This window comes from Crossiella sp. S99.2 (assembly GCF_023094165.1).
In the GTDB taxonomy this organism is placed as follows: domain Bacteria; phylum Actinomycetota; class Actinomycetes; order Mycobacteriales; family Pseudonocardiaceae; genus Crossiella.
The window spans coordinates 274,003-300,032 of the sequence record NZ_JALMDK010000002.1 but is presented as its reverse complement, the minus strand read 5'-3'; the positions used below and the strand labels follow the sequence as shown (position 1 = coordinate 300,032).

At 71.6% G+C, this 26,030-nt stretch carries 25 protein-coding genes and 2 pseudogenes; 8 read left to right on the top strand and 19 right to left on the bottom strand.

Annotated elements, in window-relative coordinates; all coding sequences use genetic code 11:
- The gene (locus MZC64_RS07925; protein ID WP_247761292.1) at nucleotides 1-1,140 is read left to right on the top strand and encodes an NADH-quinone oxidoreductase subunit D; all 1,140 of its coding nucleotides are present in this window, start codon (nucleotides 1-3) and stop codon (nucleotides 1,138-1,140) included.
- Here the strand turns inward: MZC64_RS07925 and MZC64_RS07920 are convergent, their stop codons facing one another.
- From MZC64_RS07920 to ftsH, 9 genes and pseudogenes are all read right to left on the bottom strand, one after another.
- Nucleotides 1,141-2,832 (bottom strand): DUF6779 domain-containing protein, encoded by a 1,692-nt coding sequence (locus MZC64_RS07920; protein ID WP_247761290.1) that lies wholly within the window; start codon nucleotides 2,830-2,832, stop codon nucleotides 1,141-1,143.
- Between the two features lie 108 nt (nucleotides 2,833-2,940).
- Nucleotides 2,941-3,399 (bottom strand): DUF3180 domain-containing protein, encoded by a 459-nt coding sequence (locus MZC64_RS07915; RefSeq protein ID WP_247761289.1) that lies wholly within the window; start codon nucleotides 3,397-3,399, stop codon nucleotides 2,941-2,943.
- Nucleotides 3,396-4,796 (bottom strand): hypothetical protein, encoded by a 1,401-nt coding sequence (locus tag MZC64_RS07910; RefSeq protein ID WP_247761287.1) that lies wholly within the window; start codon nucleotides 4,794-4,796, stop codon nucleotides 3,396-3,398. The genes MZC64_RS07915 and MZC64_RS07910 overlap by 4 nt, the downstream gene beginning before the upstream one ends.
- A 9-nt stretch (nucleotides 4,797-4,805) precedes the next feature.
- Complete coding sequence (gene folK / locus MZC64_RS07905; RefSeq protein ID WP_247761281.1) at nucleotides 4,806-5,303, bottom strand: 2-amino-4-hydroxy-6-hydroxymethyldihydropteridine diphosphokinase; 498 nt, start codon at nucleotides 5,301-5,303, stop codon at nucleotides 4,806-4,808.
- A gap of 4 nt (nucleotides 5,304-5,307) precedes the next feature.
- Nucleotides 5,308-5,697 carry a dihydroneopterin aldolase gene (gene folB, locus MZC64_RS07900; protein ID WP_185001297.1) on the bottom strand — a complete coding sequence of 130 codons (390 nt, stop codon included), beginning with the start codon at nucleotides 5,695-5,697 and terminating at the stop codon, nucleotides 5,308-5,310.
- Nucleotides 5,694-6,575 (bottom strand): dihydropteroate synthase, encoded by an 882-nt coding sequence (gene folP, locus MZC64_RS07895; protein WP_247761279.1) that lies wholly within the window; start codon nucleotides 6,573-6,575, stop codon nucleotides 5,694-5,696. Before folP ends, folB begins: the two co-directional genes overlap by 4 nt.
- Before the next feature lie 5 nt (nucleotides 6,576-6,580).
- Nucleotides 6,581-6,922 (bottom strand): annotated as a pseudogene (folE, locus tag MZC64_RS07890) (GTP cyclohydrolase I); the annotation flags it as partial.
- Between the two features lie 573 nt (nucleotides 6,923-7,495).
- Nucleotides 7,496-7,618 (bottom strand): annotated as a pseudogene (locus MZC64_RS49080) (GTP cyclohydrolase I); the annotation flags it as partial.
- Between the two features lie 71 nt (nucleotides 7,619-7,689).
- Entirely contained in the window at nucleotides 7,690-9,981 is a 2,292-nt protein-coding gene (gene ftsH / locus MZC64_RS07880) for an ATP-dependent zinc metalloprotease FtsH (protein WP_247761277.1), read from the bottom strand.
- A 434-nt stretch (nucleotides 9,982-10,415) separates the two neighbouring features.
- Between ftsH and MZC64_RS07875 the strand changes: the two genes are divergently transcribed.
- Nucleotides 10,416-12,125: a substrate-binding and VWA domain-containing protein gene (locus MZC64_RS07875; RefSeq protein WP_247761276.1), complete on the top strand. Its 1,710-nt coding sequence runs from the start codon at nucleotides 10,416-10,418 to the stop codon at nucleotides 12,123-12,125.
- A gap of 13 nt (nucleotides 12,126-12,138) precedes the next feature.
- Here the strand turns inward: MZC64_RS07875 and hpt are convergent, their stop codons facing one another.
- Genes hpt through MZC64_RS07860 form a run of 3 tightly spaced genes read right to left on the bottom strand, consistent with a single transcriptional unit; the run spans nucleotide 12,139 to nucleotide 14,749 of the window.
- The gene (gene hpt / locus MZC64_RS07870) at nucleotides 12,139-12,693 is read right to left on the bottom strand and encodes a hypoxanthine phosphoribosyltransferase (protein ID WP_247761275.1); all 555 of its coding nucleotides are present in this window, start codon (nucleotides 12,691-12,693) and stop codon (nucleotides 12,139-12,141) included.
- 18 nt (nucleotides 12,694-12,711) lie between these two features.
- The gene (gene tilS, locus MZC64_RS07865; protein ID WP_247761273.1) at nucleotides 12,712-13,671 is read right to left on the bottom strand and encodes a tRNA lysidine(34) synthetase TilS; all 960 of its coding nucleotides are present in this window, start codon (nucleotides 13,669-13,671) and stop codon (nucleotides 12,712-12,714) included.
- Nucleotides 13,672-13,675: 4 nt separating this feature from the next.
- Entirely contained in the window at nucleotides 13,676-14,749 is a 1,074-nt protein-coding gene (locus MZC64_RS07860; protein ID WP_247761272.1) for a zinc-dependent metalloprotease, read from the bottom strand.
- 103 nt (nucleotides 14,750-14,852) lie between these two features.
- On the opposite strand from MZC64_RS07860, the gene MZC64_RS07855 reads away from it, so the two are divergent.
- Entirely contained in the window at nucleotides 14,853-16,340 is a 1,488-nt protein-coding gene (locus MZC64_RS07855) for an alpha/beta fold hydrolase (protein WP_247761270.1), read from the top strand.
- 12 nt (nucleotides 16,341-16,352) lie between these two features.
- Here the strand turns inward: MZC64_RS07855 and dacB are convergent, their stop codons facing one another.
- Entirely contained in the window at nucleotides 16,353-17,936 is a 1,584-nt protein-coding gene (gene dacB / locus MZC64_RS07850; RefSeq protein ID WP_247761268.1) for a D-alanyl-D-alanine carboxypeptidase/D-alanyl-D-alanine-endopeptidase, read from the bottom strand.
- A 182-nt stretch (nucleotides 17,937-18,118) separates the two neighbouring features.
- On the opposite strand from dacB, the gene MZC64_RS07845 reads away from it, so the two are divergent.
- Nucleotides 18,119-18,613: an inorganic diphosphatase gene (locus MZC64_RS07845; protein ID WP_185001289.1), complete on the top strand. Its 495-nt coding sequence runs from the start codon at nucleotides 18,119-18,121 to the stop codon at nucleotides 18,611-18,613.
- A 70-nt stretch (nucleotides 18,614-18,683) separates the two neighbouring features.
- Here MZC64_RS07845 and MZC64_RS07840 read toward each other — a convergent pair whose 3' ends face one another.
- The 3 genes from MZC64_RS07840 to MZC64_RS07830 all read right to left on the bottom strand — a co-directional run bounded on the left by MZC64_RS07840 (nucleotide 18,684) and on the right by MZC64_RS07830 (nucleotide 21,318).
- On the bottom strand, nucleotides 18,684-20,354 hold the full coding sequence (locus MZC64_RS07840) for an MDR family MFS transporter (protein ID WP_247761266.1): 1,671 nt from the start codon (nucleotides 20,352-20,354) through the stop codon (nucleotides 18,684-18,686).
- Nucleotides 20,355-20,846 carry a MarR family winged helix-turn-helix transcriptional regulator gene (locus tag MZC64_RS07835; protein WP_247761261.1) on the bottom strand — a complete coding sequence of 164 codons (492 nt, stop codon included), beginning with the start codon at nucleotides 20,844-20,846 and terminating at the stop codon, nucleotides 20,355-20,357. It abuts the gene before it with no gap.
- Between the two features lie 124 nt (nucleotides 20,847-20,970).
- On the bottom strand, nucleotides 20,971-21,318 hold the full coding sequence (locus tag MZC64_RS07830) for a MerR family transcriptional regulator (protein ID WP_247761259.1): 348 nt from the start codon (nucleotides 21,316-21,318) through the stop codon (nucleotides 20,971-20,973).
- A gap of 77 nt (nucleotides 21,319-21,395) precedes the next feature.
- Between MZC64_RS07830 and MZC64_RS07825 the strand changes: the two genes are divergently transcribed.
- The 4 genes from MZC64_RS07825 to MZC64_RS07810 all read left to right on the top strand — a co-directional run bounded on the left by MZC64_RS07825 (nucleotide 21,396) and on the right by MZC64_RS07810 (nucleotide 24,393).
- A complete protein-coding gene (locus tag MZC64_RS07825) occupies nucleotides 21,396-21,851 on the top strand; it encodes a DUF4442 domain-containing protein (RefSeq protein ID WP_185001286.1) in 456 nt (151 codons plus the stop codon).
- Between the two features lie 175 nt (nucleotides 21,852-22,026).
- The gene (locus MZC64_RS07820; RefSeq protein ID WP_247761258.1) at nucleotides 22,027-22,800 is read left to right on the top strand and encodes an excalibur calcium-binding domain-containing protein; all 774 of its coding nucleotides are present in this window, start codon (nucleotides 22,027-22,029) and stop codon (nucleotides 22,798-22,800) included.
- Entirely contained in the window at nucleotides 22,790-23,446 is a 657-nt protein-coding gene (locus MZC64_RS07815; RefSeq protein WP_247761256.1) for a hypothetical protein, read from the top strand. The genes MZC64_RS07820 and MZC64_RS07815 overlap by 11 nt, the downstream gene beginning before the upstream one ends.
- A 113-nt stretch (nucleotides 23,447-23,559) precedes the next feature.
- Entirely contained in the window at nucleotides 23,560-24,393 is an 834-nt protein-coding gene (locus tag MZC64_RS07810; RefSeq protein ID WP_247761254.1) for an N-acetylmuramoyl-L-alanine amidase, read from the top strand.
- Nucleotides 24,394-24,422: 29 nt separating this feature from the next.
- Here the strand turns inward: MZC64_RS07810 and MZC64_RS07805 are convergent, their stop codons facing one another.
- From MZC64_RS07805 to MZC64_RS07795, 3 genes are all read right to left on the bottom strand, one after another.
- Nucleotides 24,423-24,818, bottom strand: a complete 396-nt coding sequence (locus MZC64_RS07805) for a hypothetical protein (RefSeq protein ID WP_247761252.1) — start codon at nucleotides 24,816-24,818, stop codon at nucleotides 24,423-24,425.
- A gap of 207 nt (nucleotides 24,819-25,025) precedes the next feature.
- On the bottom strand, nucleotides 25,026-25,229 hold the full coding sequence (locus MZC64_RS07800) for a cold-shock protein (RefSeq protein ID WP_247761250.1): 204 nt from the start codon (nucleotides 25,227-25,229) through the stop codon (nucleotides 25,026-25,028).
- 295 nt (nucleotides 25,230-25,524) lie between these two features.
- Complete coding sequence (locus tag MZC64_RS07795; protein WP_247761248.1) at nucleotides 25,525-26,004, bottom strand: hypothetical protein; 480 nt, start codon at nucleotides 26,002-26,004, stop codon at nucleotides 25,525-25,527.
- Between the last annotated feature and the right edge of the window lie 26 nt (nucleotides 26,005-26,030).

Below are 26,030 nucleotides of genomic sequence, written 5' to 3'. Positions count from 1 at the left end.
GTGAGCAGGCAGGAGATCGTCGGAGTCGGCGCGGGCGCGGCCCACCTCGGGGTGGACCGGGTGGTCGACCTCGGCCCGCTGCACCCCAGCGCGCACGGGGCCTACCGGCTTCGGCTCACCCTGGACGGCAGCACGATCACCGCGGCCGAACCGCTGGTCGGGCACCTGCACCGGGGCGCGGAGAAGCTGTTCGAGGTCCGCGACTACCGGCAGGTGCTCACCCTGGCCAACCGGCACGACTGGCTGGCCGCCTTCTGCAACGAGGTGGTGGTGGCCCAGGCGGTGGAGCGGATGACCGGGATGGACGTCCCGGCCCGCGCGCTGTGGCTGCGCACCCTGCTGTGCGAGCTGAACCGGCTGCTCGCACACCTGATCTTCCTGACCCCGCTGACCCGCTCGGCCGAGGGCGAGTCCACCGAGGCGACCAGGGCCGCCCAGGCCGGCACGCAGGCGATCCAGGCCGCGATGGAGGCGGCCTCCGGCGGCCGGATCCACTTCATGGCCAGCCGCATCGGCGGCCTGCGCGAGGACATGCCGGCGGGCTGGACCGATCAGACCGCCACCGCACTGTCCACTGTGGACACAGCACTGGCCGCGATCATGTCCACTGTGGACACAGCCGAGTTCGTGGCCGCGTACCAGGGAATCGGCGTGCTCAGCGCGGCCGACGCGATGGCCCTCGGCGTCACCGGCCCGGCCGGCCGGGCCAGCGGCCTCGACTTCGACCTGCGCCGGGACTCCCCCACCCTGGCCTACCCCGAACTGGCGGTGACCCCGGTGCTGGAGACCGCGGGCGACGCCCTGGCCAGGGTCCGCTGCCTGACGGGCGAGGTCGCCCAGTCCCTGCGGCTGGCCCGCCACTGCCTGACCAGCCTGCCCCCCGGCCCGGTGAACCTGCGCCTGCCCAAGGCGGTCAAGGCCCCCGAGGGCTCGGTCTACACCTGGGGCGAGGCGCCGCTGGGCGTCTCCGGCGTGCACCTCAGCTCCCGCGGCGAGAAAACGCCATGGCGACTCAAGCTGCGCACCCCGTCGTTCAACAACATCCAGGCGCTGGCCGCGCTGCTGCCGGGCACGCCGGTGTCGGCACTGCCCGCGGTGCTGGGGTCCTTCGCCGTGATCGTCGGCGACGTGGACAAGTAGCTAGTCGTCCTTACGACGACGACGGCGCGGGGGCTCGGTGTTGCCGTGCGCGGCCAGCAACTCGCTGACCGACTTGCCGCCACCGCCGTGCGCGCCGGTGTCCGGGTCCAGCCGGGAGCGGCTGGCATCGTCGGAGAGTTCCGGGTTCCAGCCGCCCAGGGCGTCCCAGGAGCTTTCCGGCTTGCGGCGGCGACCGCCACCGGGGGCCTCGGGCTCGGGTTCCGGTTCGGGTTTGCGGCGGCGGCCCGCGGGCTCGGCGGCTTCCTCGAACTCGAACTCCGGCTTGCGCCTGCGGCCTGGGCCCGCGGGCTCCTCGGCCTCGTACTCCGGCTTGCGGCGGCGGCCGGTGGATTCGGCTTCCGGCCAGGAAGACGGGGTGGAGCTAGTCGAGGGGGAGCCGGTGTCGAACGCCCAGGACGGGGTCGCGGCGGGCTCGTGGGGTTCCGGGTCGGGGCGGTAACGACGGGCCACCACCTCAGTGTGGTCGATCACCGCGGGTGCACTCGGCTCGGGGTGACGATCACCGATAGTGGGATAGACCTCGGGGCGCTCGACCGGCCGGGACGGCTGCGCGGGGCGCTGCACCTGGCCGCTGCCGATCACCTCGCCGCGGGTCACCGCGGGCTCCGGACGGGCCGGGCGCGCGGGCGGGGTCTCGGTCCAGGTGGACGCGCCGCCGTCCAGCTCGGCCACGATCGAGGCGCTGGCCGGTTCCGGGCGGCGGAACTCCGGGCGCTGCGCGGGCTGCTGCTTGACCACGGGCTGCGGCTGGGCCTGCCGGGCCAGCCGGGCGGTCTCGGCGAAGGCCGGTTCCGGCTCCCGGCGTTCCGGTTCGCGGCGCTCGGGCTCCCGGCGCGGCTGCTGCCGGTCCCGGTCCCGCTGCACGTCCGGGCGGCTGGGCTCGGGGGTGGTCTGCTTGCGCGGCGGCACGTGCTGGCGCTGCGGCGCGGCCGGGCGGGTCTCCCGGCGCTGCGCCTCGGCGCGCACGGCCTCCTTGGAGACGAACGCGGTGCGGGCGGCGTCGGCGCGCACGTCCTGCTGGGGTTCCTTGCGGTCGGCGCGCACGGCCGGGATGAGCTGGGTGCTCTCCTCCTGGCGGGTCGCCTGGGCGCGGACCGGCTCGACCGTGCCCGCGGTGATCTTGCGGATGCGCTCCTCGGCGGAGGCGATGACCCGGTCGGACCGGTCGGAAATGGCCAGTCGGCGGGACTGGTCGGGCAGCGAGCGCATGCGGGTCGATTCGGCACGTAAGGCCACTCGTTCGACCAGCACCTCACCACCCAGCAGCGCTTCCAGGTTCTCCCGCAGCGCGCGCAGCTCGTTGCGCAGGTCGTCCAGATCGCTGCGCGACTCCTGCTCGATCCGCTCCCTGGTCTTGGCCTCGACCTCCAGCTCGTACTCGCGCCGCGCCGCGACCTCGCACTCCAGCTCCAGCTCGTAGACCCGGTGCAGCTCCTCGGCGCGCTGGGCCCGCTCGCCAGCCTGCTTTCGGTAGCGAGCGGCGGCAAAGGCGCCGACCAGCGCCGCCCACAGGGCCGCGACCACGCCCAGCCGCAACCATCGGGCATCGTCGCTGACCACGAGCACCACCGCGGCGGTCGCAGCCAGGAGCAATACGGCTCCGAGCAGCAGGATTCCGTTCCCGCGGGCCGTGCTGCGAGGCTCGGCGGTCGAGTCGCTGCGGCCGTTCATGGCCCCTACGGTACCCGGGAGTTATCCGTTCGAGACCTGTCCGTCAGGTTCCGGATTGGTAAGGAAGTCGTTCAGGCGACGAAAAAATCCACGGACAGCGACCACAGGTCACGGTGCGTCCCGGTCCTCCGGCTGGTCCGGCGTGCGGCAGCAGTGCTCCAGCCACAGCCCCGCGGCGATCAACGCGCCCGCGCTGAACGCGCCCAGCACCGCGGGCACGGTGTCGTTCTGCGCCGCCACCAGCTGACCCTGCAACGGCAGCACGTAGGCCAGCACGCCCAGCCACACCCCCAGCAACACCGCCCCGGCCAGCGAGGACGCCTTGGCCAGCGCGACCGAACGGGCGGCCACCAACGGTTCCAGCAGCCGGGCGTTCGGGCGGCGCTGGATCCGGCCGCGCAACACAAAGGCCCACCACACCTCGCCGAGGGCCACCGGCAGCAACGTGACACCCGCGAGCACCGGCACCCTGGGCACGTAGCCATAGGCAAGTCGCAGTGCGAGATATGCCACAACGGCCAGCACGAGCCCGGGAACCACAAGATCACGGGCCCTGGTGAACCTCATATGCTCCCCATTCCCTCGGCCACCCCGTCCATGGGCGCGGCGACGCGCTGGTTCAGCGGCACCGCGAGGAAGAACTCCCGCAGCTCCGGGTCCAGCGAACCGGCCTTGGTCCGCACCAGCTGCCGCGCTCTGGCCAGCGTCTCCACCGCGGCGTCGAACCGCCCGGAGCGTCGCTGCACCTCGGCGTGCCAGTACAGGATCTCCTCGCCGCGCACCGTGGGCAGCGGGCCGCGCCGGGCGTACAGCTCCACCGCGGCGGTGCTGGCGGCCTGGGCCTGCGGCAGCTCGTCCAGGGCCAGGTGCAGCCGGGCCAGCAGCGAATGCGCGGTGACCTCGCTGCGCACCATGGCCGCCCGCTGACACCGTTCCAGGTTCGCCGCGAGCAGTTCCTCGGCCGCGCCGAGCACGTCCGCCCGGCGGCCCGCGGTGACCAGCAGGCCCTCGGCGTAGAGGTTGCACACCAGGGTGGCCACGGTCACCGAGGGCGTGCGGCCGGTCTCCGCCCAGGCCGACTCCAGCACGTGCACCCCGGCGGCCAGATCACCCAGCTCCACCCGCAACCGGCCGAACAGGGCCAGGTTGTAGGCGTGCCAAGGGTCCGGGGCGCCGTCACCGAGTCCGGCGGCCTCGGTCAGGGTGTCCGCGGCCGGATCCCACAACCCGGCCGCGAGCTGCACCTGGGCCAGGTGGTTGAGCCCGATGGGCAGCAGCGGCGCGGACTCCGGCTCACCGCGCAGCCGGGCCACCGCGAACTCCAGCCGGGACTTGGCGATGCCCAGATAGCCCGCGTCGAACTCGCCGACGCCGATCTCCAGCTCGGTCCGCCGGAACGCCCCGCGCAGCACCGGGGAGCGGCTGCCGGTGATCTCCGGACTGGCCTTGGCCCGCTTCTCCGCCTCCAGCAGCACCGCCAGCCCGGCGCGCAGATCGCGTTTGGTCAGCTCCCGGCCGTAGGCGGACAGGGTGAGGAACTGCACCACCGCGTCCCCGCTCTGCCTGGCCAGCTCCACCGCCCGCTGCTGCACGGCCAGCGCCGCCTCCACGCCCTGGGTGCGGTGCAGCACCCGGCCGGCCACCGAGGCGGCCCTGATCCGCAGTTGCAGATCGCCGATCCGGGTCGCGGCGGCCTCGGCGTCGGCGGCCCAGCGCTCCACCGGGTTGGCCGAGCGGTACTCCGGGCTCCGGCTCCAGCGCGGTTCGGTGAGCAGCAGCAACAGTTCCAGCAGTTCCACGCACAGCCGGTCGGTCTCCGGGGTGGGCGGGCCGAGCAGCTCGGTCAAGCCTTCCCGGCACACCGCCTCCGCCTCGGCCTCCTTGCCCCGCTCGGCCAGCGACCGGGCCGAGCGCAGCGCGGACTCGGCGAGCAGCATGGCCTCACCGGGGCGGTGGTGCGTCACCTCGGCCTCCTACGCCTGCGGGAGGGTGAGCGTGAGGTCGTCCCGCCTGCGCACCCCGTCCATGGACAGCGCGGACAGCAGTGCGGCGACCGGGCCGTGGCCGGGCAGGATCGCGGCGGGCTGGACGTCCAGCCAGGGTGCGAGCACGGTGGCCCGCTCCGGAGTGCCCGGATGCGGCAGCAGCAGGTCAGGGTGGTCCGAACGCACCCCGTCGACGGTCACCACGTCGACATCCAGGGTCCGCGGCCCCCACCGCAGGGTCCGGACCCGGCCGGCCGCATTCTCCAGTTCCTGACCACGGCGCAACCACCCCCACTCGTCGGTGGCCGGATCTTCGACCAGCAACACCGCGTTGAGGAAGTCGTCCTGGTCGGTCACGCCCCAGGGGGCGGTCTCATACACCGGGGACACCGCGCGCACCGCGGCCCCGAACCCGTCCACGGCGAACTGGAGGTGACCGAGCCGGTCCCCCAGATTGGTACCGAGGGAGAGCACCGCGGCGCTCATCGGCTCAGTAGTCCCCGGCCGGTTTGCCGCGGGCCCGGCGGGAACGCCGGGCGGTCACCGCGACATCGGCGAAGGTCAGCGGGATCGGCGCGGACGGCTTGTGCACGGTGACCTCGGCCGCGTGCACCCGCCGGTCGGTCATCACGTCATCGGCCACCCGCGCGGCCACCGTCTCGATCAGGTCGAACGGCTCGCCGCCGACGATCGCGGCGGCCCGCTGGGCCAGCGCGCCGTAGTCCATGGTGTCGGCCAGGTCGTCGGTCTCGGCCGCCACGTCCAGGTCCAGCCACACCGTGATGTCCACCAGGAAGTCCTGGCCGTCGCGTTTCTCGTGCTCGAAGACGCCGTGGTGCCCGCGCACCCGCAGCCCGGTCAGCGTGATCCGGTCGGTCACCGATCCCCCTTCTCCGCCACTGCCACGCGCGCCCCGCCACGAGCCCAGGCCGAGGCCACCGCCACCGCGTCGAGCGAGCCGTGCACATCGTGCACCCGCACCCCCCACGCGCCGGCCGCCGCGGCCAGCGCGGACACCGCCGAGGTGGCCGCCTCCCGGCCGTCCGGACTGCGTGGCGTGCCGTGCGGTCCAGCGAGCAGGCTACCCAGGAACCGCTTCCTGGAGGCTCCGACGAGCACCGGGAAGCCCAGAGCGATGAGCTGGTCGAGATGTTGCAGCAGGGCCCAGTTGTGCCGGTCGGTCTTGGCGAAGCCCAGCCCGGGGTCGACCACCAGCGCCTCCGGGGCCACGCCCGCGGCCAGCGCCGCGTCCACCCTGGCGGTCAGCTCGGCGCGCACGTCGGCGACCACGTCCCGGTAGCTGGCCAGCAGGTCCATCCCGGCGCTGTGCCCGCGCCAGTGCATCAGGATCCAGGGCACCCCGGCCTCGGCGACCACGGCGGCCATCCGCTCGTCGGCCAGCCCGCCGGAGACGTCGTTGACGATGCTCGCCCCCGCCGCCAGCGCGGCCAGCGCCACCTCCGAGCGCATGGTGTCCACACTCACCAGCACACCCTCGGCCACCAGCTCCCGGATCACCGGCACCACCCTGGCGGCCTCCACCTCCGGCGCCACCCGCTCCGCACCCGGCCGGGTGGACTCGCCGCCGACATCGACCAGGTCGGCGCCCCGCCGATGCATCTCGATGCCATGCGCCACCGCGTCCGCGGCGTCCAGGTAGCGACCGCCGTCGGAGAAGGAGTCCGGGGTCACGTTGACCACGCCCATGACGACACACCGGCCGGGGTCGGGCAGCAGCCGATGCAGCGCCGCTCCCATCACGTTCACCGTCCCTTGATCAGCTCCAGCGCCTCGGCCCGAGAGGAGGCCGAGGTCTTCAGCAGACCACGGACGGCCGAAGTGATCGTGCGCGACCCCGGTTTCCGGATCCCGCGCATGGCCATGCAGAGGTGCTCGGCCTCCATCACCACGATCACCCCACGCGGATCCAGCTTGCGCACCACCGCGTCCGCCACCTGCGAGGTCAGCCGTTCCTGCACCTGAGGCCGCTTGGCGTAGAGGTCGACCAGCCGCGCGATCTTGGACAGACCGGTGACCCGGCCGTGGCTGTTCGGGATGTAGCCGACATGCGCGACCCCGTGGAAGGGCACCAGGTGGTGCTCACAGTTGTGCGTGAGGTGCCCGGCGACCAGGAAGGTCGGATGGGGGTCGCAGGTGAAGCTGTACACGGTCTCGGCCGCCTGGACCGGTCGCACCGAGAGCACCTGGGTCCAGCGCGAGTCGACCAGTTCGGTGCGGTGCGCGTCCTGGGCGAACCCGTGCCGCAGGGTCCAGTCGTCCCTGCCTACGAGCACCGGCGTCCGGGCACTGGCAAGCGCCATCGGCCGGGCGAGCTGAGCGCCGAGGTCGGCCAGCGGCGTCCACTCAAGGTAGCTGCCGCCGACGTCCTTGGCCTCCTGCCAGCCCGCCGGGGTTGCCAGGGGGTGGTCCGGGGTCAGGACGAAGCGGCCTTCCTCGGTGGTGACCTCGACCAGCTCGCGGGCCGGGCGGGCGGTGACCTCGGTGACCTCGGTCTGCTGCGCGCGTCCGTCGGCCAGGGTCCACAACCGGTCGCCGACGCGGACATCCCTGGCGGCCTTGCGACCGCCGACGGCGTTGACCGTCTGCTTGCTCGGCACGCACGTCGAGTACATCGGGATGTCCTTGACCAGGACCAGTTCTTCGTGGCTCTCGTCGAAGGTCTTGTTCAGCACCGAGTCGGGTTCGGTGTACAGGCCGGCGAACATCTCGCGGTAGGCGCGGGCGACCCGGGACGGGGTGTCCTTGAGGCCGTCCCGGTCCGGGTCCTCGCCGCAGGCCAGGAGTAGTTCGCGGACGGCCGCCTCCGCCCTGGTGTGGTCGAAGGCGGGCCGTCCCTGCTGCTTGTCCGTGTTCAGCGGTTGCCGTCCGGCGGCTCGGAGTCGATCGGCCGGGTGGTGCTGGTGTCCCGGTTGTCGGTCGGCTTGGCCTGCGCCTCCGGGGGCGGGGTGCCCTGCGGCGGCTGCTGGGTCGGCCACTGCTGGCCGCCGGGCACCGTGGCCGGGGTCCAGCCGGGGGGCGCGCCGTAGTAGGGCGGGCCCGCCGACGGAACCGGCTGGGTGGGCTGGGCGTTCCAGCCGGTGGGCGGCTGCGGCTGACCGGCGGGGGTGCCGTTCGGGCCGGGTTCCGGCTGCGGGTACGGCGGGCCGCCGGGCAGTTCGTTGCCGCCGGGCACCGAGGCGACCGGGGTGGGCGTCTCCTCCTGGACCGGGGGCCACGGCTCGCCGCGCTCCTTGGCCAGCTCGCCGGGGGTCTTGATCGGCGGGCGGTCGGAGGGGACGCGGTCGCCGAAGTCGTTGAACAGGGTGATCCGCGGGCGCTTCTCGACCGACTCGAAGATCACCTCCAGGTCCTTGCGCTGGAGGGTCTCGCGTTCGATCAGCTCGCGGGTCAGGTTGTCCAGCACGTCCCGGTAGGTGTTGAGCACGTCCCAGGCCTCGTCGTGCGCGGCCTCGATGAGCTTGCGCACTTCCTCGTCAATCTCGTGCGCGACCTCGAGGGAGTAGTCGGGCTGGTGGCCCATGGAGCGGCCGAGGAACGGCTCGCCCTCGTTCTTGCCGTACTTGACCGCGCCCAGCCGGGCGCTCATGCCGTATTCGGTGACCATCGCGCGGGCGATCTTGGTCGCCTGCTCGATGTCGCTGGAGGCGCCGGTGGTGGGCTCGTGGAAGACGAGTTCCTCCGCCGCGCGACCGCCCAGGGCGAAGACCAGCCGGGCGATCATCTCCGAGCGGGTCATCAGCTCCTTGTCGTCCTCGGGCACGACCAGCGCGTGTCCGCCGGTGCGCCCGCGGGGCAGGATGGTGACCTTGTAGACCGGCTCCAGGTCGGGCATGGCCCAGGCGGCCAGCGCGTGCCCGGCCTCGTGGTAGGCCGCGATCTTCTTCTCGCGTTCGGAGATGATCCGGCTCTTCCGAGCCGGACCGCCGACCACGCGGTCCACCGACTCCTCCAGCGCGGCGGCGTTGATCAGGTTGCCGTTGTGCCGGGCGGTGAGCAGCGCGGCCTCGTTGATCACGTTGGCCAGGTCGGCGCCGGAGAAGCCGACGGTGCGCTTGGCCAGCGAGTCCATGTCGACGTCGGGGTCCAGCGGCTTGCCCTTGGAGTGCACGTGCAGGATCTGCCGACGGCCGCGCATGTCCGGTGCGGCCACCGGGATCTGCCGGTCGAACCGGCCGGGGCGCAGCAGCGCCGGGTCCAGGATGTCCGGCCGGTTGGTCGCCGCGATCAGGATGATCCCGCCGCGCGAGTCGAAGCCGTCCATCTCCACCAGCAGCTGGTTGAGGGTCTGCTCCCGCTCGTCGTGCCCGCCGCCGAGGCCGGCGCCGCGATGGCGGCCGACCGCGTCGATCTCGTCCACGAAGATGATGCACGGCGCGTTCTGCTTGGCCTGCTCGAACAGGTCGCGCACCCGGGAGGCGCCGACACCGACGAACATCTCCACGAAGTCCGAACCGGAGATCGAGTAGAACGGCACGCCGGCCTCACCGGCGACCGCGCGGGCGAGCAGGGTCTTGCCGGTGCCGGGCGGGCCGTAGAGCAGCACGCCCTTGGGGATCTTCGCGCCCAGTGCCTGGTAGCGGCCGGGGTTCTGCAGGAAGTCCTTGATCTCGTACAGCTCTTCCACGGCCTCGTCCGCGCCCGCGACGTCGGCGAAGGTGGTCTTGGGCATGTCCTTGGAGAGCTGCTTGGCCTTGGACTTGCCGAAGTTGAGCACCCGGTTCCCGCCGCCCTGGGCGTTGTTCATCATCCAGAGGAACAACAGCAGCAGCAGACCGGCCGGGATCAGGTAGAAGAGGGCCTGCAGGAGCACGGACTCCTGGGTGACCTTGACATCCCAGCCGCCGGTGACGCCCTTGGCGTTCTCCAGCTGGCCCAGGATGTCGTCCGCGCTCTGCGCGGGGAAGTAGGTGATCAGCTTGTCCTTGCCGTCGACGGCGTTGGTCAGGCTGACCCGGAGCCGCTGCTCCTTGTCCTCGAGGACCGCTTCCTTGACGTTGCCGTTCTTCAGCTGCTCGATGACCTTGGACGTGGGTACCTGGGAGAACCCTCGTGCGTCATCGAGCAGGACGCTGAACGCGTAGTAGAGCAGCAACGCCGCGACGATCCAGATCAGCGGGTTGCGGAGCAGGCGCTTGCGGTCCATTAACGTGCGGCCGCGGGGCGGCCTCCACCCTCCCTGACTTGCGTGCCGGGCAACGGAGCACCCGCCGCTGACGCGGAGCGGGAAACCATCGTCCGGCCAGCGTACCGCCCATGGTGTAGCGGCCTGGTGAGCGGACCGGCCGCCCACGCACTGTTTCGCCTTGCCAACGGTCGGGCGGCCGCTGGGGTTCCCCAGGTGACCGGTGTCTCGCGGGTGTGAGCAGCGCCACCCCGAGCTGACCCGTTCGGTTGAGCCTTGATCGCTGAACGCTGGAGCCCGCTGATCCGTACGAGTGAGTACGAAGTCGCCGTCTTTTCACGGACGAGTGAATATGTCATTCTCCGTGGTCGCAGACGTCGGGGTGCGAAAAATCTTTCACCATATCAGGTGGAAGTTGGTCGACTATTTTCTATACGGAAGGGTCTCGAAGGGCCATGTCTGGTCGTCACCAGCTCTCCAGGCCCAGCGCAGGTCTCAAGAGGGCCGCACTCCCCCTCGGCGCGCTGCTCGGTGTTGTCGTCGCGGCCGGGGCCACCGTGGTCGCGCTGCGAGTGTGGGACCCGACGGGCGGCTGCGCGGGCGAGCTCCCGCTCTACGTGACCACAGCGCCCGCGGTGGAACCCGTGGTCAAGGCGGCCGCGGACGAGTTCCACCAGTCGAAGACCGCGGTCGGCGGCAAGTGCGTCAAGGTCGAGGTGCGCCCGATGAACTCCGCCGAGGCCGCCACCGACGTCACCGGCCCGGTGATCCCCGGGCAGAAGGTGCCCGCGCTGTGGATCCCGGACTCCGGGCTGTGGGCCCAGCGCGGCAAGAAGCAGGCCGAGTCCTCGGCCGCGCCCAGCGCGGTGGCCTCGATCGAGCCCGGCCAGTCCCTGGCCAGTTCGCCGCTGGTGGTCGTGGCAGGCCCAGGGACCAGCGAGAAGCTGGGCGGGGCGGTGTCCTGGAAGCGGGTGGTCGACGGCGGCGTGACCACCACGATCGGCGACCCGGCAGGCACCACCGAGGGCCTGGCCACCCTGATGCTGATCCGTTCGCTGCTGGGCAACCCGGACGGCAGCCCGCGCCAGGAGCTGGTGGCCGCGCTGCTGCGGGTGGGCCGCAACACCATGCCGCTGGTGCGCGACGGCTTCGACAAGCTGGCCGCGGAACCGGAGACCGCGCCCGCCTTCTCCGCCACCGAGCAGTCGGTGATCGCGCACAACCGGCGCGGCCTCGGCGTCAAGGCGACCGCGTTCTACCCGGACGAGGGCACGATCTCCTTCGACTACCCGCTGACCAGGGTGGCCAGCAAGGAGGAGGCGCCGGGCACCGCGGAGGCGGCGGAGACCTTCAGCCGGTTCCTGCGCACCGACAGCACCGCCAAACGGTTCCGGGACGCCGGTTTCCGCGATCCCGGCGGCCGCGCGGACCAGGCATGGGCGGATGCCGGGGTGAGCCCGAACCCGCCCTCGCTGCTGCCGCTGCCCACCCCGGACCAGGCCGCCGAGGTGTTGCGCACCTACAGCGCGGTGACCCTGGACGCCCGGATGCTGGCGGTGATCGACGTCTCCGGCTCTATGGCGGCCAAGGCGGGCAACGGCCAGTCCCGGATCGAGCTGGCCCGCGACGCCGCGGGCACCGCGCTGGGACTGCTGCCCGACACCACGCACATCGGCCTGTGGGCCTTCTCCACCGACCACGCGCCGAACCGGCACTGGACCGAACTGGTCAGCCTCGGCCCGCTGGCCGAGCCGATGGCCGGGGTCAACCGGCGGGCCGCGCTGGCCGGCGCGGCGGCCACGTTGCCGGGCAAGGTCAAGGGCAACACCGCGCTCTACGACACGCTGCTGGCCGCGGTGCGCACGGTGAAGAAGGACTTCGACAGCAAGCGGATCAACTCGGTGGTGCTGATCACCGACGGCGCCAACGACAACCGCTCCGGGCTGGACCTGGGCGGGCTGGTGCAGACGCTGACCGCGGAGACCGACCCGGCCCAGCCGGTGCCGGTGATCGGCATCGGACTCGGGCCCGATGCCGATCTCAACGCGTTGCAGCAGGTCGCCAAGGTGACCGGCGGCAAGGCCTACGCGGCGCGGGAGGCCACCGACATCCGCGCGGTGCTGATGGACGCGCTGATCCAGCGCCGCTGCCGGCCGAACTGCTAGGGCCTGCCCTGACTCAGGTCGTGTAGACCTTGGGGTCGAGCGTGCCGATGTAGGGCAGGTCGCGGTAGCGCTCGGCGTAGTCCAGGCCGTACCCGACCACGAACTCGTTCGGGATGTCGAAGCCGACGTACTTCACCGGCACGTCCACCTTGACCGCGTCCGGCTTGCGCAGCAGCGTGCAGACCTCCAGCGTGGCCGGTCGGCGCGAGGCCAGGTTCTTCAGCAGCCAGGACAGGGTCAGGCCGGAGTCGATGATGTCCTCGACGATCAGCACGTCCCGCCCGGCGATGTCCCGGTCCAGGTCCTTGAGGATGCGGACCACCCCGGAGGAGGAGGTCGCGGAGCCGTAGGAGCTGACGGCCATGAAGTCCAGTTGCACCGGCACGGGCAACGCCCTGGCCACATCGGCCATGAACATCACCGCGCCCTTGAGGACGCCGACCAGGAGCAGGTCCGAGGAGCGTCCGTCGGTCGGGTAGTCAGCGGCGATCTTCTTCGCCAGCTCGGCGGTCTTGTCCTGGATCTGCTGCTCGGAAACGAGCACGGAGGCAATGTCGCCCTCGTACACGGCGCGGCTTCCCCTCAGTCACAACGATCGGTCGAGGACCAGCCTGTCATGCGCGCGCCCGGCCACCAACCCGCCGGGCAGCGCGACACCCCCTTGACCACGCCAATGCGCCACCAGGGCGTCCACAGCCCGCAACTGGGGGTCGGTGAGTTCGCTCACACCCGCGCCGAGCAGCCAGCTCCGCAGCACCCGGCGGCGCAGCGCGGCGGGTGCGGCCTTGAGCGCGCCGACGGCCAGGCCGTCGCCGTCGCGGGCCTGCGCCAGCAGCCCGGCGGCCAGCTCGTCCAGGGCCTGGGTGTCCTCACGGAGCTGGGCGGCGGTGCGGGCCAGCGCGGCGGCCACCCCGCCCTGGAGCACCTCCTCCAGCAGCGGCAGCACCTCCCGGCGCAGCCGGACGCGGGTGTAGGCCGGGTCGAGGTTGTGCGGATCGGACCAGGTGTCCAGGCCCAGCGCGGCGCAGGCGGCCGCGGTGGTGGTCCTGGCCAGGCCGAGCAGTGGGCGGCCCCAGGGCGGGTCCAGTTCGGCCATCCCGGCGATCGAGCGCGGCCCGGAGCCGCGGCCAAGGCCCAGCAGCACGGTCTCGGCCTGGTCGTCCCTGGTGTGCCCGAGCAGCACCAGCGCACCCTCGGGCACGGCGGCACGCAGGGCGGCGTAGCGGGCCCGGCGGGCGGCCGCCTCCGGCCCGCCCGGTCCGGTGACCTCGACGGTCAGCACCCTGGCCGAGGCGCCCAGTTCGCGGAGCTGTTCGGCGGCCCTGGCCGCGACCTCGGCCGAACCGGGCTGGAGCCGGTGGTCGACCACCAGGCCGTGCACGTCAAGATCGCGCTTTCGTCCACAGTGGACGGTCGCGGCGGCCAGCGCCAGCGAGTCCGCACCGCCGGAGCAGGCCACCGCGATCTGGCCGGTGACCCGGTGGCGGTCCAGGAAACGGCGCAGCGCGGTGCGGACCTGCGAGACCGCCGGATCGGGCGCGGACAACGACTCAGCCGAGCACGCGGCGGATCCAGGCGTCCGGATCGGCGATCTCGGCCCGGCTGGGCAGGGTCTCCGGCGAGGTCCAGACCCGGTTGAACCCGGTCATGCCGACCCGGTCGACCACGTGCCCGGTGAAGGCCGAGCCCTGGGCGTACTGGCGGATCTTGGCGTCCACGCCGAGCAGCGCGCGCAGCACCCGGTCGGCCAGCCCGCGCGGGTTGCGGCGCACGGTGAACCGGGAGCGGATGGTGGCCACGCTGGGCACCACGGCCGGTCCGGCCGCGTCCATCACGTGGTCGGCGTGCCCCTCCAGCAGGGTGGACAGCGCGATGATCCGGTCCAGCACGGCCCGCTGCCCTGGCGTCTGCAACAGCTCGACCAGCGCGACCGGTGGTTCCTCGGTGTCCTTGCGGCGGGCCGAGCGCAGTGCCTCACCGGCCCTGGAGAGCAGCCCGGCGGTGGCGTCGTCCATGGCGGAGAGCAGGGTGCCGACCTGGGCGGCGAAGTGTTCGCGCAGCCAGGGCACCGCGGTGAACTGGAGCCGGTGGGTGGACTCGTGCAGGCACACCCACATCCAGAAGTCCGTTTCGGGCACCCGCAGGGCCTGTTGCGCGGCCACGATGTTCGGCGCCACCAGCAGCAGCCTGCCCGCGCCGTCCGCACCGCCGAAGGGGTCGTACTGCCCGAGCACCCTGGTGCTCAGGTAGGCCAGCACCATCCCGGCCTGCACCCCGGCGGTCCCGGCCAGCACGCCACCGCGCCAGCCACCCGCGCCGCGGGGCAGCGCGTGATCGGTGAGCGCGGCCAGGCCGTCCACGGCGGCCCGCACCCAGTCCGGGCGGTCGACCACATCGCCGGGCAGCAACGGGAGTCCCGCGCCGAGGCCGGTGATCTCGCGGACGTGGCTCTCCGCGGCGACGGAGAGTTCCCGCATCCCGCGCACGGCCGCCTGGGCGGCGTCGCGGGCGATGACGGGCCCAGGGCGGAGCAGCCGCTGAGCGGTCGCCGTGGCGACACCCCAGTCGACAGGCCCCGGCCCCTCAGCCGGATCCAGCGGCCGTGCGGCCGATCCCGCGTTCACCCCTAGGACGCTACCTGGCACCCCCCGTGATCGTCATCGGCCAGCCGGTGAACAGCATGGTTACGGTCGCGATCGAGACCCTGACTCACTGAGAGGAATCCGGGTGAAACGACTGCTCAGAGGCTCGGTCGCGGCAGCGATGCTGTTATCCGCGCTGACCGTGCCCACCGCCGCCGCCACGCCGTTGATCAGCTGGAAGCCGTGTGCGGACGCCCAACTGGCCGCCGCGGGGGCCGAGTGCACCGACCTCCCGGTGCCGCTGGACCAAGCGAACCCCGGCGGCCCCCGAATCAGTCTGGCCGTATCGCGGGTGAAGCATTCGGTGCCTGAAAGTGCGTACCTCGGGGTGCTGCTGGTCGCCCCGGACGCCTTCACCGGCGGTGGTTACCTGTTCCCGCTGACCGCGGCCAAGCTGCCCGGCGCGGGCGCGGCCTACGACTGGGTCGGCTTCGCCCGGCGCGGGCTCGCCCCGAGCAGCCCGGCGCTGAGCTGTGTGCCGGACTACCACGATTTCAACCGCCCGAAGTACGTGCCGGCCTCGGCCGCGGACGAGCAGGTGTGGCTGGACCGGACCAGGTCCTACGCGCAGGCCTGCGCCAGCCAGGAGGCCAAGGCGCTGCTGCCGCACATGCGCGCGGTGGACGTGGCCGCGGACATGGACTACGTGCGGGCCGCGCTCGGCAGGCAGACGGTATCGCTGTTCGGCCAGACGCACGGCAGCTACCAGGCCCAGGTCTACGCCACCCGGTACCCGTTCCGGCTGGGCCGGATGGTGCTGGACAGCAGCACCGACCCGCGCCGGGTCTGGTACGGCGCGAACAACGTCGACCTGGCCCAGCCGTTGCAGCGCAACTTCCTGACCTGGTTCGACTGGCTGGCCGAGCACGACGCGAGCTACCACCTCGGCCGCACCCGGGATGAAGTGAAGGCGTTGTGGGACAACAAGATCCGCGAGGTGAGTGAGCAGCCGGCCGGCGGCGCGATCGGGCCGTCGGAGCTGCTCGACTTCTTCCTGGTGCCCGCCTACAACCAGGCGAGCTGGCCGGTGTTCGGCCAGGCGCTGGCCGACTGGGTGCGCACCGCTGACGCCGAACCGCTCAAGGCGCTGTTCACCCAGGTCATGCACCGCGGCAACGACAACGTCTACGCCGCGCTGCTGGCCCAGATCTGCACCGACGCGCAGCTGCCAGCCGACTTCCCCGGCTGGCGCCGGGACGCCCAGGCCCTGCACACCGTCGCCCCGGACACCACCTGGGGCAACGTCTGGTTCAACGCGCCCTGCCTGCGCTGGCCGGTCGAGGCTTCCGCGCCGGTGCACACCGGCGGCCAGACCCGCGCGTTGCTGCTGGCCGAGACGCTGGACGCGGAGAGCCCGTTCACCGGCAGCCTGGAAACCCGGTCCCGCTGGCCCAATTCGGCGTTGCTGGCCCAGCCGGGCGGCACCAGCAACGGCGTCACGCCCAACGGCAACGCCTGCGTGAACGCCGCGCTGAACGCCTTCCTGCTGCGCGGCGAGCTGCCAGCCCGGCAGCCGGGGGTGCGGGCGGACGCGGAGTGCGCGCCCAACCCGCGGCCGGTGCCGTTCAGCTAGCTACAACCGCGGCTAGCCACAACCACAGCGCCGCAACGCCGCGGCCAGCGAGTCGAGCGCGTCCCGCGCCGGATCGCTGGCCGCGCCGGTGGCCATGAAGGAGAAGGCCAGCAGGCGACCATCGTTGGTGGTGACGACGCCGGCCAGGCTGTTCACCCCGTCCAGGGTGCCGGTCTTGGCCCGCACCCAGCCGCGGCCGGTGGCGTTCTGGCCCTTCTCGTACCGCTTGGCCAGGGTGCCGGTGCCGCCCGCCACCGGCAGGCCGGTGAGCAGCGGCCGCAGTTTGGCCGCCTTGGCATCGGTGCCGGCGGCCGCGGCCAGCAGCGAGCTGAGGAACTTGGCCGGCACCCGGTCCTCGGTGGACAGGCCGCTGCCGTCGGACATCTTCACCCCGGCCAGGTCGAAACCGTTGCGGGAGAGCACGTCCAGCGCGGCCTTGCTGGCCCCGGCGAAGGAGGGCTCGTTGCCGGTGCCGCGGGCGGTCTCCCTGGCCACCGCCTCGGCCAGGATGTTGTCCGAGGTGGACAGGAAGGCCGCGACCAGCCGGGGCAGCGGCGGTGAGTCGACCTTGGCCAGTACCTTGGCGCCCTTGGGCGCGGAGCCGACCTCGGTGGCCGGGTTGCCGCCGAGCCGTTTGGCCAGCTCGTTGGCTGCCGCCTGGGCCGGTTTGTCGGTACGCGGGGTGGTGGAGGTCAGCGGGTCGCGTCGGGCCGCGTCCACCATCAGCGGCACCATCGGCGCGACGTGCCCGCCGGCGATGTCCACCGCCAGCCAGCCGGGGGCCAGCGGCGGACCGGCGTACCGGTCCACGTCGATGATGATCTTCTTGACCGGTCCGCCGGCCTTGGCCTTGACCTGCTCAGCGAGGTCGTCCAGGCGCGCGGCGTCCGGGTAGAAGTAGGTGGGCTTGTTCGCGGGCAGCGCGGACAGTGTGGTGTCGCCGCCGCCGACCAGCACCACGGTGCCCGGTTCCGGACCTTCCAGCACGGTGGTGCTGAGCCGGGTCTGGTGATCCAGGGCGAGCAGCGCCGCGGCCGCGGTGACCAGCTTGCCGGTGGAGGCCGGGGTGCGCGCGGTGGCCGCGCCGCGTTCCCACAGCACCGCGCCGGTGCTCGCGTCGAGCACGCTGCCGGTCAGCTCACCCAGCGCGGCGTTGCCTGCCAGGGGGTCCAGCGCGGCGGCCACGCCCTTCGGGCTGGGGGTCGGGGCCTGTGCGGGCAGCGCGCGCAGCGCGGCCTGCGGGTTCAGCGGCGCGGGCGGCGGCTGGGTGCCTGCCCCGCCCTCACCGCTGAGGCCGAGCTGCTGGGCGATCCAGGGCCCGCCGAGCACCCCGCCCACGCCGAGCCCGGCCACCAGCACCAGCACGGCGGCGAGCACCAGAAGTTTCCGGCCGCGTTTCCCCGGTTTGGGTGGCGCCGCGGCGGCAGTGGCGGCCGCTGGCGGCGGCGGTCCGACCCTGACCGGCTGCGCGGGGGCCGCAGCGGGCACCGGCAGCCGCACCGTCACCTGATCCAGGCCCGGGTTGACCTGCGGTGATGCGCCCTGCTGCGGCGGTGGCACCGGGCCGTTGCCGTGCGGCTGCTCGCCTCCGGTCACGCGTGTCCTCCTGCGGCGGATGGAGAAAGGAACTTCTGAACTCGGTCAATGTCACACCGTCCCAGGCCCGCTCGGAGCGGTTTCGGCGCGACTCTTGGTCCACACTAGACGGGTCTAGACACAGCTCGGCTGCGCCTGCTAGCCGGGGCACGTGCCGATCCGAAGAACGAGCGAGGAACCGCGTGGAGTTCGACGTCACCATCGAGATCCCCAAGGGTGTGCGGAACAAGTACGAGATGGACCACGAAACAGGGCGCATCAAGCTGGACCGCACCCTGTTCACCGCCACCCAGTACCCGGCGGACTACGGCTTCGTGGACAACACGCTCGGCGAGGACGGCGACCCGCTGGACGCGCTGGTGCTCGTGCAGGAGCCGACCTTCCCCGGCTGCCTCATCCGGGCCCGCACCATCGGCATGTTCCGGATGACCGATGAGAAGGGCGGCGACGACAAGCTGCTCTGCGTCCCGGCGGCGGACCCGCGCTCGGAGCACCTGCGCGACATCCACCACCTCGCCGAGTACCACCGCCTGGAGATCCAGCACTTCTTCGAGGTCTACAAGGACCTTGAGCCGGGCAAGAGCGTGGAGGGCGCCTCCTGGGTCGGCCGCACCGAGGCCGAGGCCGAGGTCGTCCGCTCCTACGAGCGCCTGAAGAACGCCGACGGGCAGCACTGACCGCCCGCACCCGGAACACACAACGGCCCCGAGCGCAGCGCGCCCGGGGCCGTCGTCGTGGTGGGATCGATCAGCCGGCCAGTGCGGCGGCCGCGTGCTCCTCCTGGGCCCGGCGCTGCATGCCGGACTGGTTGGACAGCGGCTTCTCCTTGAGGAACCAGACCACCACGAAGGCCACCACCATCACCAGCGCGCCGGTGAGGAAGACGGTGTCCATCGCGGAGGAGAAGCCGTCCTGGAACGGCCGCGCCAGCCGCGGGTCGAGGTGGATCAGGAAGGACGTGTCATCCAGCGACGGGGCGCCCACCCCGCCGTTGGCCATCATGTCCAGCACCGGCTTGTTGGCCGGGTTGGCCAGCACCGCCGGATCGCGCACCGCGGCCAGGAACTCCGGGGTGAGCGCGGCGCTGCGCAGGGCACTGGCGATGCGGTCGCCGACCACCCCGAACAGGATCGACAGGAAGGCCGCGGCGCCGATGGTGCCGCCCATCTGCCGGAAGAAGGTCACCGAGGCGGTGGCCACGCCCATGTCCGAGGGCGGCACGTCGTTCTGCACCGCCAGCACCAGGGTCTGCATGCAGGCCCCGAGCCCGGCGCCCATGAGCACCATGTAGATCGCGCTCAGCCACAGCGGGGTGCTGAAGCCGATGGTGCTGAACAGCAGCAGCGCGGCCACGATCAGGCCGATGCCCACGATCGGGAAGGTCTTGTACCGCCCGGTCTTCGCGGTCCGGGTGCCGCTGTACATGCTCGCGGTGAGGATGCCGAAGGTCAGCGGCAGCATCATCAGGCCGGACTCGGTCGGGCTCATGCCCTTGACGATCTGCAGGTACAGCGGCAGCGAGAGCAGGCCGCCGAACATGCCGATGCCGATGATGAAGTTGAGCAGGTTGCCCAGGCTGAACACCGAGCTGCGGAACAGTCGCAGCGGCAGCAGCGCCTCATCGCCCATCCGCCGTTCGGCCAGCACGAAGGCCACCAGCCCGGCGATGCCCAGGCCGATCAGGCCCAGGGTGAGCGGGTCGCCCCAGCCCCACTGCCTGCCCTGCTCGGCCACGATCAGCAGCGGCACCAGGCCGACGGCCAGCGAGGCCGCGCCGAGGAAGTCGATGCGGTGGTTGACCCGGTTGTGCGGGATGTTGAGCACCCTGGTGACCACGATCAGCGCGGCGATGCCCAGCGGCAGGTTGACCAGGAAGACCCAGCGCCAGCCGTCGATGCCCATGAACTCGTTCAGCCCGGCGAAGAAACCGCCGGCGACCGGACCGGCCACGCTGGAGATGCCGAAGACGGCCATGAAGAAGCCCTGGTACTTGGCGCGCTCCCGGGGCGGCAGCACGTCGGCGATGATCGCCAGCGCCAGGGACATCAGGCCACCGGCGCCCAGGCCCTGCACGGCGCGGAAGGCGGCCAGCTCGTACATCGAGTTCGCCACCCCGCACAGCGCGGAGCCGATCAGGAACAGCGAGATCGCGGTGAGGTACATCGGCTTGCGGCCGTAGATGTCGGACAGCTTGCCGTACAGCGGGGTCGAGATGGTCGCGGTGATCAGGTACGCGGTGGTCGCCCACGCCTGCACGGTCTGCCCGTGCAGCTGGTCGGCAATGGTGCGCATGGCCGCGGAGACGATGGTCTGGTCGAGGGCGGCCAGGAACATGCCCATCATCAGACCGGACATGATGGCCATGATCTGGCGATGACTCAGGCCGCTGGCGACCGGAGCGGTTGGGGTGTCTGACATCTACTTCTCCACTCCCGAACGGGCGTAGTCGACCAGTTCGGCGATCAGGCCGGGCATGTGTTCCTCGTAGGCGCCCACGAAGCGATGCAGCAGGGTGGCGAACTGCCGCCGGTCCTCCGGCGGCCAGCCGGAGACCATGCTGGCGATCATCTCGTTGCGCCGGTCGCGATGCCGGAGGAACAGCGCACGCCCGGACTCGGTGGCGGCCAGCAGGGTGGCCCGGCCATCGAGGGGGTCGGCGGTTCGTTCGACCAGGCCGTCCTTGACCAGTTGGGCCACCTGACGGCTGATCGTGGATGGATCGGAGTAGACGGCTTCGGCCAGCGCGCTGGACCGCAGCGGCCCGGTGTGCACCAGCGTGGCGAGCAGAGTGAACGAAGTCTTGTCGATCCCCAGTTTGGCGCTCTGCGCCGCCATGCACGCCGTCGCGCGGTTGAGCCGGACCAGGGCCATGCCGATCTCGTTGGCCTGGGCCAGTCCCGTCTCGTCCATGTCGATCCCTCTAGTTGCTTGCATCATCCAATTAGTTGCTGCATACAAGCATGCGGCGAGAACTCTTATTTCGCAAACTATTTTTCCGGTGACCTGGATCTCCGCACGCTGCGTGCGCAGACCGTCACTGAGCTGCGGCGATGACCTCGTCCAGCAGCTCACGGGAGCGGGACAGCTCGGTCAGCTGGGCGGTGATCCGGGCCCGTTCGACCGCCAGTTCGGCCACCAGCCCGGCACACGGCACCACCGCGGCGCCCTCGGCGCGCACGCACGGCAGCACCCGCGCGATGGTCCCGGTGCACAGTCCGGCCTCGATCAGCCTGCGCACCACGCCGACGGTGTCCACCGCTGACTCGGGGTACTCGCGGTAGCCGTTGACCGAGCGCCCGGGAACCAGCAGGCCCTGCTTCTCGTAGTAGCGCAGCGACCGCGGACTGACCCCGGTGCGCGCGGACAGTTCGCCGATCAGCACCTTCAGCCCAACCAGCGGCCGCGGCGCGTTGTTCCGGCACTTCCCAAATTCGGTTACCCGTGAGTAACATGCCGGGTATGAGCGTGGACACCAGCCAGGTCGGCGACCTGATGAAGCAGGTCGTGCCGTGGGTGCGCACCGTCGGCATCGAGTTCACCGAGACCACTCCAGAGCGGGTGGTCGCCGCCCTCGGCGATGCCGAGGAACTGCGCAACCACGTCGGCGGACCGCACGCGGCGATGATGTTCGGCGTGGCCGAGACCGCCTCCGGCGCACTGGTGCTGGCCGCCTTCGCTGATCAGCTCGCGATCGCGATCCCGTTGCCCACCAAGGGTCAGATCGGCTTCTACAAGCTCGCGCTCGGACCGCTGACCGCCACCGCCACGCTGGGCAGGCCGGCCGCGGAGGCGGTGGCCGAGCTGGAGTCGGGCACCCGCCCGGAGATCCCGGTGCACGTGGAGATCACCAACGCCGAGGGCGTGGTGACCGGCGCGCTGGACATCATCTGGACCCTCAAGCCGCACTCGAAGTAGCGCCACTCCCGCCCAGCCGCGGGATCAAGGCCGGGCCTGGCACGCGATGCGTGTCCGGGTCCGGCTTTTTTGCGCGATACCTACCCATTCGAGGCTGCCGACAGTGCGAGGATTGTCACGGCAGGTGAACAGTGATGAACTGCCCGGAGCCAAGTCGAGTCCGCCGGGAGAAGCGATGAGTGAGTTGCCCAGGGCCTCCACGCTGCGCCGCTGGTGGTGGCGGGCGGCGACCTGGCAGCGGCTGCTCAGCACCACCGGCGGCACGCTGGCCACGGTGGCCCTCATCAGCGCGGCCGGTTCACTGCCGGTGCTACCGACTGAGCAACCCGATCCGCTGGCCGGTGGCGTGGTGCAGCCGCTGGGCACCTCCAGTGCGATCACCCCGAGCATCACCGCGCCGCCGATCGCCGGGCGCACCCCGGCCTGGCCGAGCCGGGTGCTGACGGTGACCAAGGTGCTCGACGCACGCACCATCACCGGCACCGACGAGAGCGGCGCACCGGTGACCGTGCAGGTGGTGGGCACCCCGCAGCCGGGTGCCCAGCCCGGCTGCGCGGCCGGGGACGCGGCCCGGTTCGCGGAGAAAGAGTTGCTGGGCAAGAAGGTCGGCCTGCTCGACCTGCGCGAGGAGAACTCCCGCCCGGCGGCCAGGGTGTTCACCGCGGGCCACGAGTACGCCACCCTGCTCGCCGACTGGCTGGCGGCCTGCCAGCGCGCCGGCACGACCAGCACTGCCGCGCCGAGCAGCAGCTCCACCGCCGCGGTCCCGCCGCCCACGGCCGCACCGCCGCCGAGCAGCACCCCCGCGCCGACGAGCACCGCGGACGCGCCCTTCTACAAGAACTGCGCGCAGGTGCGGAAGGCCGGCAAGGCGCCGCTGCTGCGCGATCAGCCCGGGTACCGCCCGGAGCTGGACAAGGACGGCGACGGGGTTGCCTGTGACCGGTGAGCAGCCCGACGACGCGGCCGTCACCGCGCTGATCGAATGGCAGCGAGAGCCCGACCGGGCCTATGGCTGTCCGATCGGACACGGCGAGCTGCGGCCGATCCGCAACGGCTCCGGCCTGTTGCTGGTGTGCCCGGAATGCGCGCACACCCTGCCGGTGGACCCCGTGCTGGTCACCGAGGTGCTCGGCGAACGCCCGCCGGGCGAGGTCGAACCACCGCGGCTGCCCGACGGCCGCACCCCGCGCGGGCTGTGCCCCGACGGCACCGTGCGCACCACCGGCTGGCTGCTACTGGGCCGCCGCCCGGTGCCCTCGGCACTGCTCAGCGGGCTGGCCGGGATCGCCGTGCTGACCCCGGTGCTGGGCTGGCTGGGCCTGGCCATCGGCCTGGTGGTGGGCTTCGGCGGCTGGCAGCTGGTGACCACCTGGCTGCAACCGGCCTCCCGGTTCAGCGCGGGCCCGGCGGTGCTCGCCTCGGTGCTGCGCCCGGGTCAGTGGGCCCGGCTCTACGGCAGCCTGGGCCCGGTCGGTCAGGTCTCCGGCACCGCGGCCACCGCGGCGGGCGACCTGGTGGTGCGTTTCCGCGGCGGCGCCCAGGTGGTGGCCGCGCCGACCGATGAGCTGGTCACGCTGGAGCTGGTCGACTAGTCACCCACTTGGCGCTAGACCAGGTGCTTTTTTCACCACACCCTAGAGATAACCGAGCGCATCCATTTAGTAACTCTCTGTTATCAACTCTTGTTGAGCTTGGGGTGATCACCATGGCTCACGCACTCACCTGGATGGCCACCGTGCTCCGGCAGGCCGGGCTTTCCGTGCAGGAGGTGGCCGGCTGGCAGGACCGCGGCCACGGCAACGTCTCGGACATCCGTGGCGTGATGATGCACCACACGGCCGGACCGGCGATCGGGAACTTCCCGTCGCTGGACGTGGTCGTCAACGGGCGGCCAGGACTGGCCGGCCCGCTGTCCAACCTGGGCCTGGCCCGGGACGGCACCTGGTACGTCATCGCGGCCGGGCTCGCCTACCACGCGGGCGCGGGCTACGTCGCGTGGTGCGGCCGGGACAACGGCAACAACCACATCATCGGCATCGAGGCCGAGTCCACCGGACGCGGCGACTGGACGCAGGCGCAGCTCGACGTCTACCCGCGAGGGGTCGCCGTGCTGCTCCGCCACCTGCGCCTGGCCGTCGACCGGGCGATCGCGCACAAGGAGTGGGCGCCCACCCGCAAGATCGACCCGGCCGGCTGGCCCGGCGATATGGACGGCTTCCGGGCGGGAGTCGCGCAGTGGATCAACGGGGACCAGTTCCAGCAGTCCGACCGGGACCGGCTGATCCGATTAGAGCAAGCAGTCGACGAGCTGCGTCGATGGCCCATGGGCGGCCCGCGGATGATCCGGCACGAAGCGACCGGATCACAGTGGCTGTACGTGCCCGGCTGCGTGCTGGTCGCCCTGCAGGGTGAGGAGGACGTGACCTTCCACGGCAACCACCGGCTGGCCGGGCAGAGCGAGCCGATCGCGCTGGACACCGATTCGATCCGCCGCCTGGCCGGACTGGTGCCGCATGTGATCGGGGAGCTGCCCGCCTAGCCGGTGACTGCCATCGGCGAAGGCAGTGCCTAGATGGCCGTGGCCAGCCGCGCGGTGGGCGCGCCGGAGGGAATGCCCGCCTGCACGGTGGCGGTGAAGAGCTGGGTGGCCCGGCTGGAACGCACCGCGTAGACGGTCCCCGCGGACTGGATGACCACGGTGTGCCCGAGCCAGCCACCCGAGTCGACGCTGGAGATCTGCGAGTAGAGCACCGAGAGGTTCCACCCGTCGCGACCGGCCGCCAGCACCCGGCGGTTGGTCGCGACGACCAGCACCGGCCCGACCCCGGCGAGCATCCCGGCCACCGCCGCGCGGACCCGTTCCCCCGGTCCGAGTAGTCCGTCGAGCAAGTGGGTGGCCTCGCCATGCCGCAGACGGAGTCGCCGCGGTACGGCCGTTAGATGTTCTTCGAGGTCAGCACGCATGCGGGGAGTCTTCGCTTCGAAGCTCCGCTGCGTAATCACCCAAATGGGTGCACTTAGCGCAGGTAAACGGTTAACCGCAAGGGTCCGCGTGGGTGATCTTGCGCACGGAATCAATACAGGCGGTAGTTGACGCAGACACGAATGGCCCGCACCGAGTGGTGCGGGCCATTCGTGGGTGTGACTAAAGGAAGATCAGAACCACAAAGCTCAGACTGTGTGGACCTGGTCGGCCTGCGGGCCCTTCGGACCCTGGGTGATCTCGAACTCCACCCGCTGGTTCTCCTCCAGCGAGCGGTAGCCCTTGGCGACGATCGCCGAGTAGTGCACGAACACGTCCGGTCCGCCGTCGTCCTGCGCGATGAAGCCGAAGCCCTTCTCGCTGTTGAACCATTTCACAGTGCCAGAAGCCATTTTTCTCTCCTTGCAGGGCCGATCTCACGCCCAGGTTGGAGGCGTGGCCGCAGTCAAGATCCACCCTTTCCCCGAAGGGTTCGGCATACAACAAAACCCGTGGTCATAAGCCCACGGGCGCTTAAGGCAAAGCTGACTACGACTAGCAAAGCGTAGCGCAGAACCGCTCTGCCGAGGAGAGATCCACATAACGAGAGTGATCCAGAACACTACGGGTGCGTTATGGACAGCGGAGCGTACCGAAGTACATAGCCTGTCCAGGTGAATCTTGCGCAATAGAATGCCTTACGCACAGTTATCCGGCCGGTTCCAGCCAGGCCGGCACCGGCACGCCGCGGTCCCGGCAGACCACCAGCAACTGCTCGATGAGTTCGGCCGCGGTGACCAGTCCCCACACCAGGACCACGCTCGGTTCGGCGTCCACCACCTGCCCGACGATCCGCTCGGCCCCGGCCGCGTCCCCGTCCGCCTCCAGCTGCACGGCCCGCAGCACCAGCGCCCGCGCCTGTTCCACCTCGGCGTCCACCGGCACCAGGTCCGGCCTCGACTCCAGCCGCACCGCCAGCGAGCCTGCGATGTCCCAGCCCACCTCGTGCAGCATCGCGGCCACCCCGCGCACCAGCACGTAGAGCAGCTCGACCAGCCTGCCCCGGCCGGCCCGCGCGTTCTCCGCCAGCACCTGCCGGGTCCGGTCCAGCTCGTGCGCCCGCAACGCGAGCAGCAGCGCGACGGCCTGACCACGCGCCAGCGCGTGCTCGTCGGCTTCCGGGTGCATACCCCGCATAGTGCTCGCCTCCGGGC

What these genes read in the sequence shown, in the direction of transcription:
- MZC64_RS07835 (WP_247761261.1), bottom strand. Translation starts at nt 20,846, where the DNA reads ATGGACGAGACGGGACTGGCCCAGGCCAACGAGATCGGCATGGCCCTG.
- MZC64_RS07920 (WP_247761290.1), bottom strand. Translation starts at nt 2,832, where the DNA reads ATGAACGGCCGCAGCGACTCGACCGCCGAGCCTCGCAGCACGGCCCGC.
- folK (WP_247761281.1), bottom strand. Translation starts at nt 5,303, where the DNA reads ATGAGCGCCGCGGTGCTCTCCCTCGGTACCAATCTGGGGGACCGGCTC.
- MZC64_RS07875 (WP_247761276.1), top strand. Translation starts at nt 10,416, where the DNA reads ATGTCTGGTCGTCACCAGCTCTCCAGGCCCAGCGCAGGTCTCAAGAGG.
- ftsH (WP_247761277.1), bottom strand. Translation starts at nt 9,981, where the DNA reads ATGGACCGCAAGCGCCTGCTCCGCAACCCGCTGATCTGGATCGTCGCG.
- MZC64_RS07825 (WP_185001286.1), top strand. Translation starts at nt 21,396, where the DNA reads ATGAGCGTGGACACCAGCCAGGTCGGCGACCTGATGAAGCAGGTCGTG.
- folP (WP_247761279.1), bottom strand. Translation starts at nt 6,575, where the DNA reads ATGGGAGCGGCGCTGCATCGGCTGCTGCCCGACCCCGGCCGGTGTGTC.
- MZC64_RS07915 (WP_247761289.1), bottom strand. Translation starts at nt 3,399, where the DNA reads ATGAGGTTCACCAGGGCCCGTGATCTTGTGGTTCCCGGGCTCGTGCTG.
- MZC64_RS07810 (WP_247761254.1), top strand. Translation starts at nt 23,560, where the DNA reads ATGGCTCACGCACTCACCTGGATGGCCACCGTGCTCCGGCAGGCCGGG.
- MZC64_RS07800 (WP_247761250.1), bottom strand. Translation starts at nt 25,229, where the DNA reads ATGGCTTCTGGCACTGTGAAATGGTTCAACAGCGAGAAGGGCTTCGGC.
- MZC64_RS07840 (WP_247761266.1), bottom strand. Translation starts at nt 20,354, where the DNA reads ATGTCAGACACCCCAACCGCTCCGGTCGCCAGCGGCCTGAGTCATCGC.
- MZC64_RS07820 (WP_247761258.1), top strand. Translation starts at nt 22,027, where the DNA reads ATGAGTGAGTTGCCCAGGGCCTCCACGCTGCGCCGCTGGTGGTGGCGG.
- MZC64_RS07795 (WP_247761248.1), bottom strand. Translation starts at nt 26,004, where the DNA reads ATGCACCCGGAAGCCGACGAGCACGCGCTGGCGCGTGGTCAGGCCGTC.
- MZC64_RS07805 (WP_247761252.1), bottom strand. Translation starts at nt 24,818, where the DNA reads ATGCGTGCTGACCTCGAAGAACATCTAACGGCCGTACCGCGGCGACTC.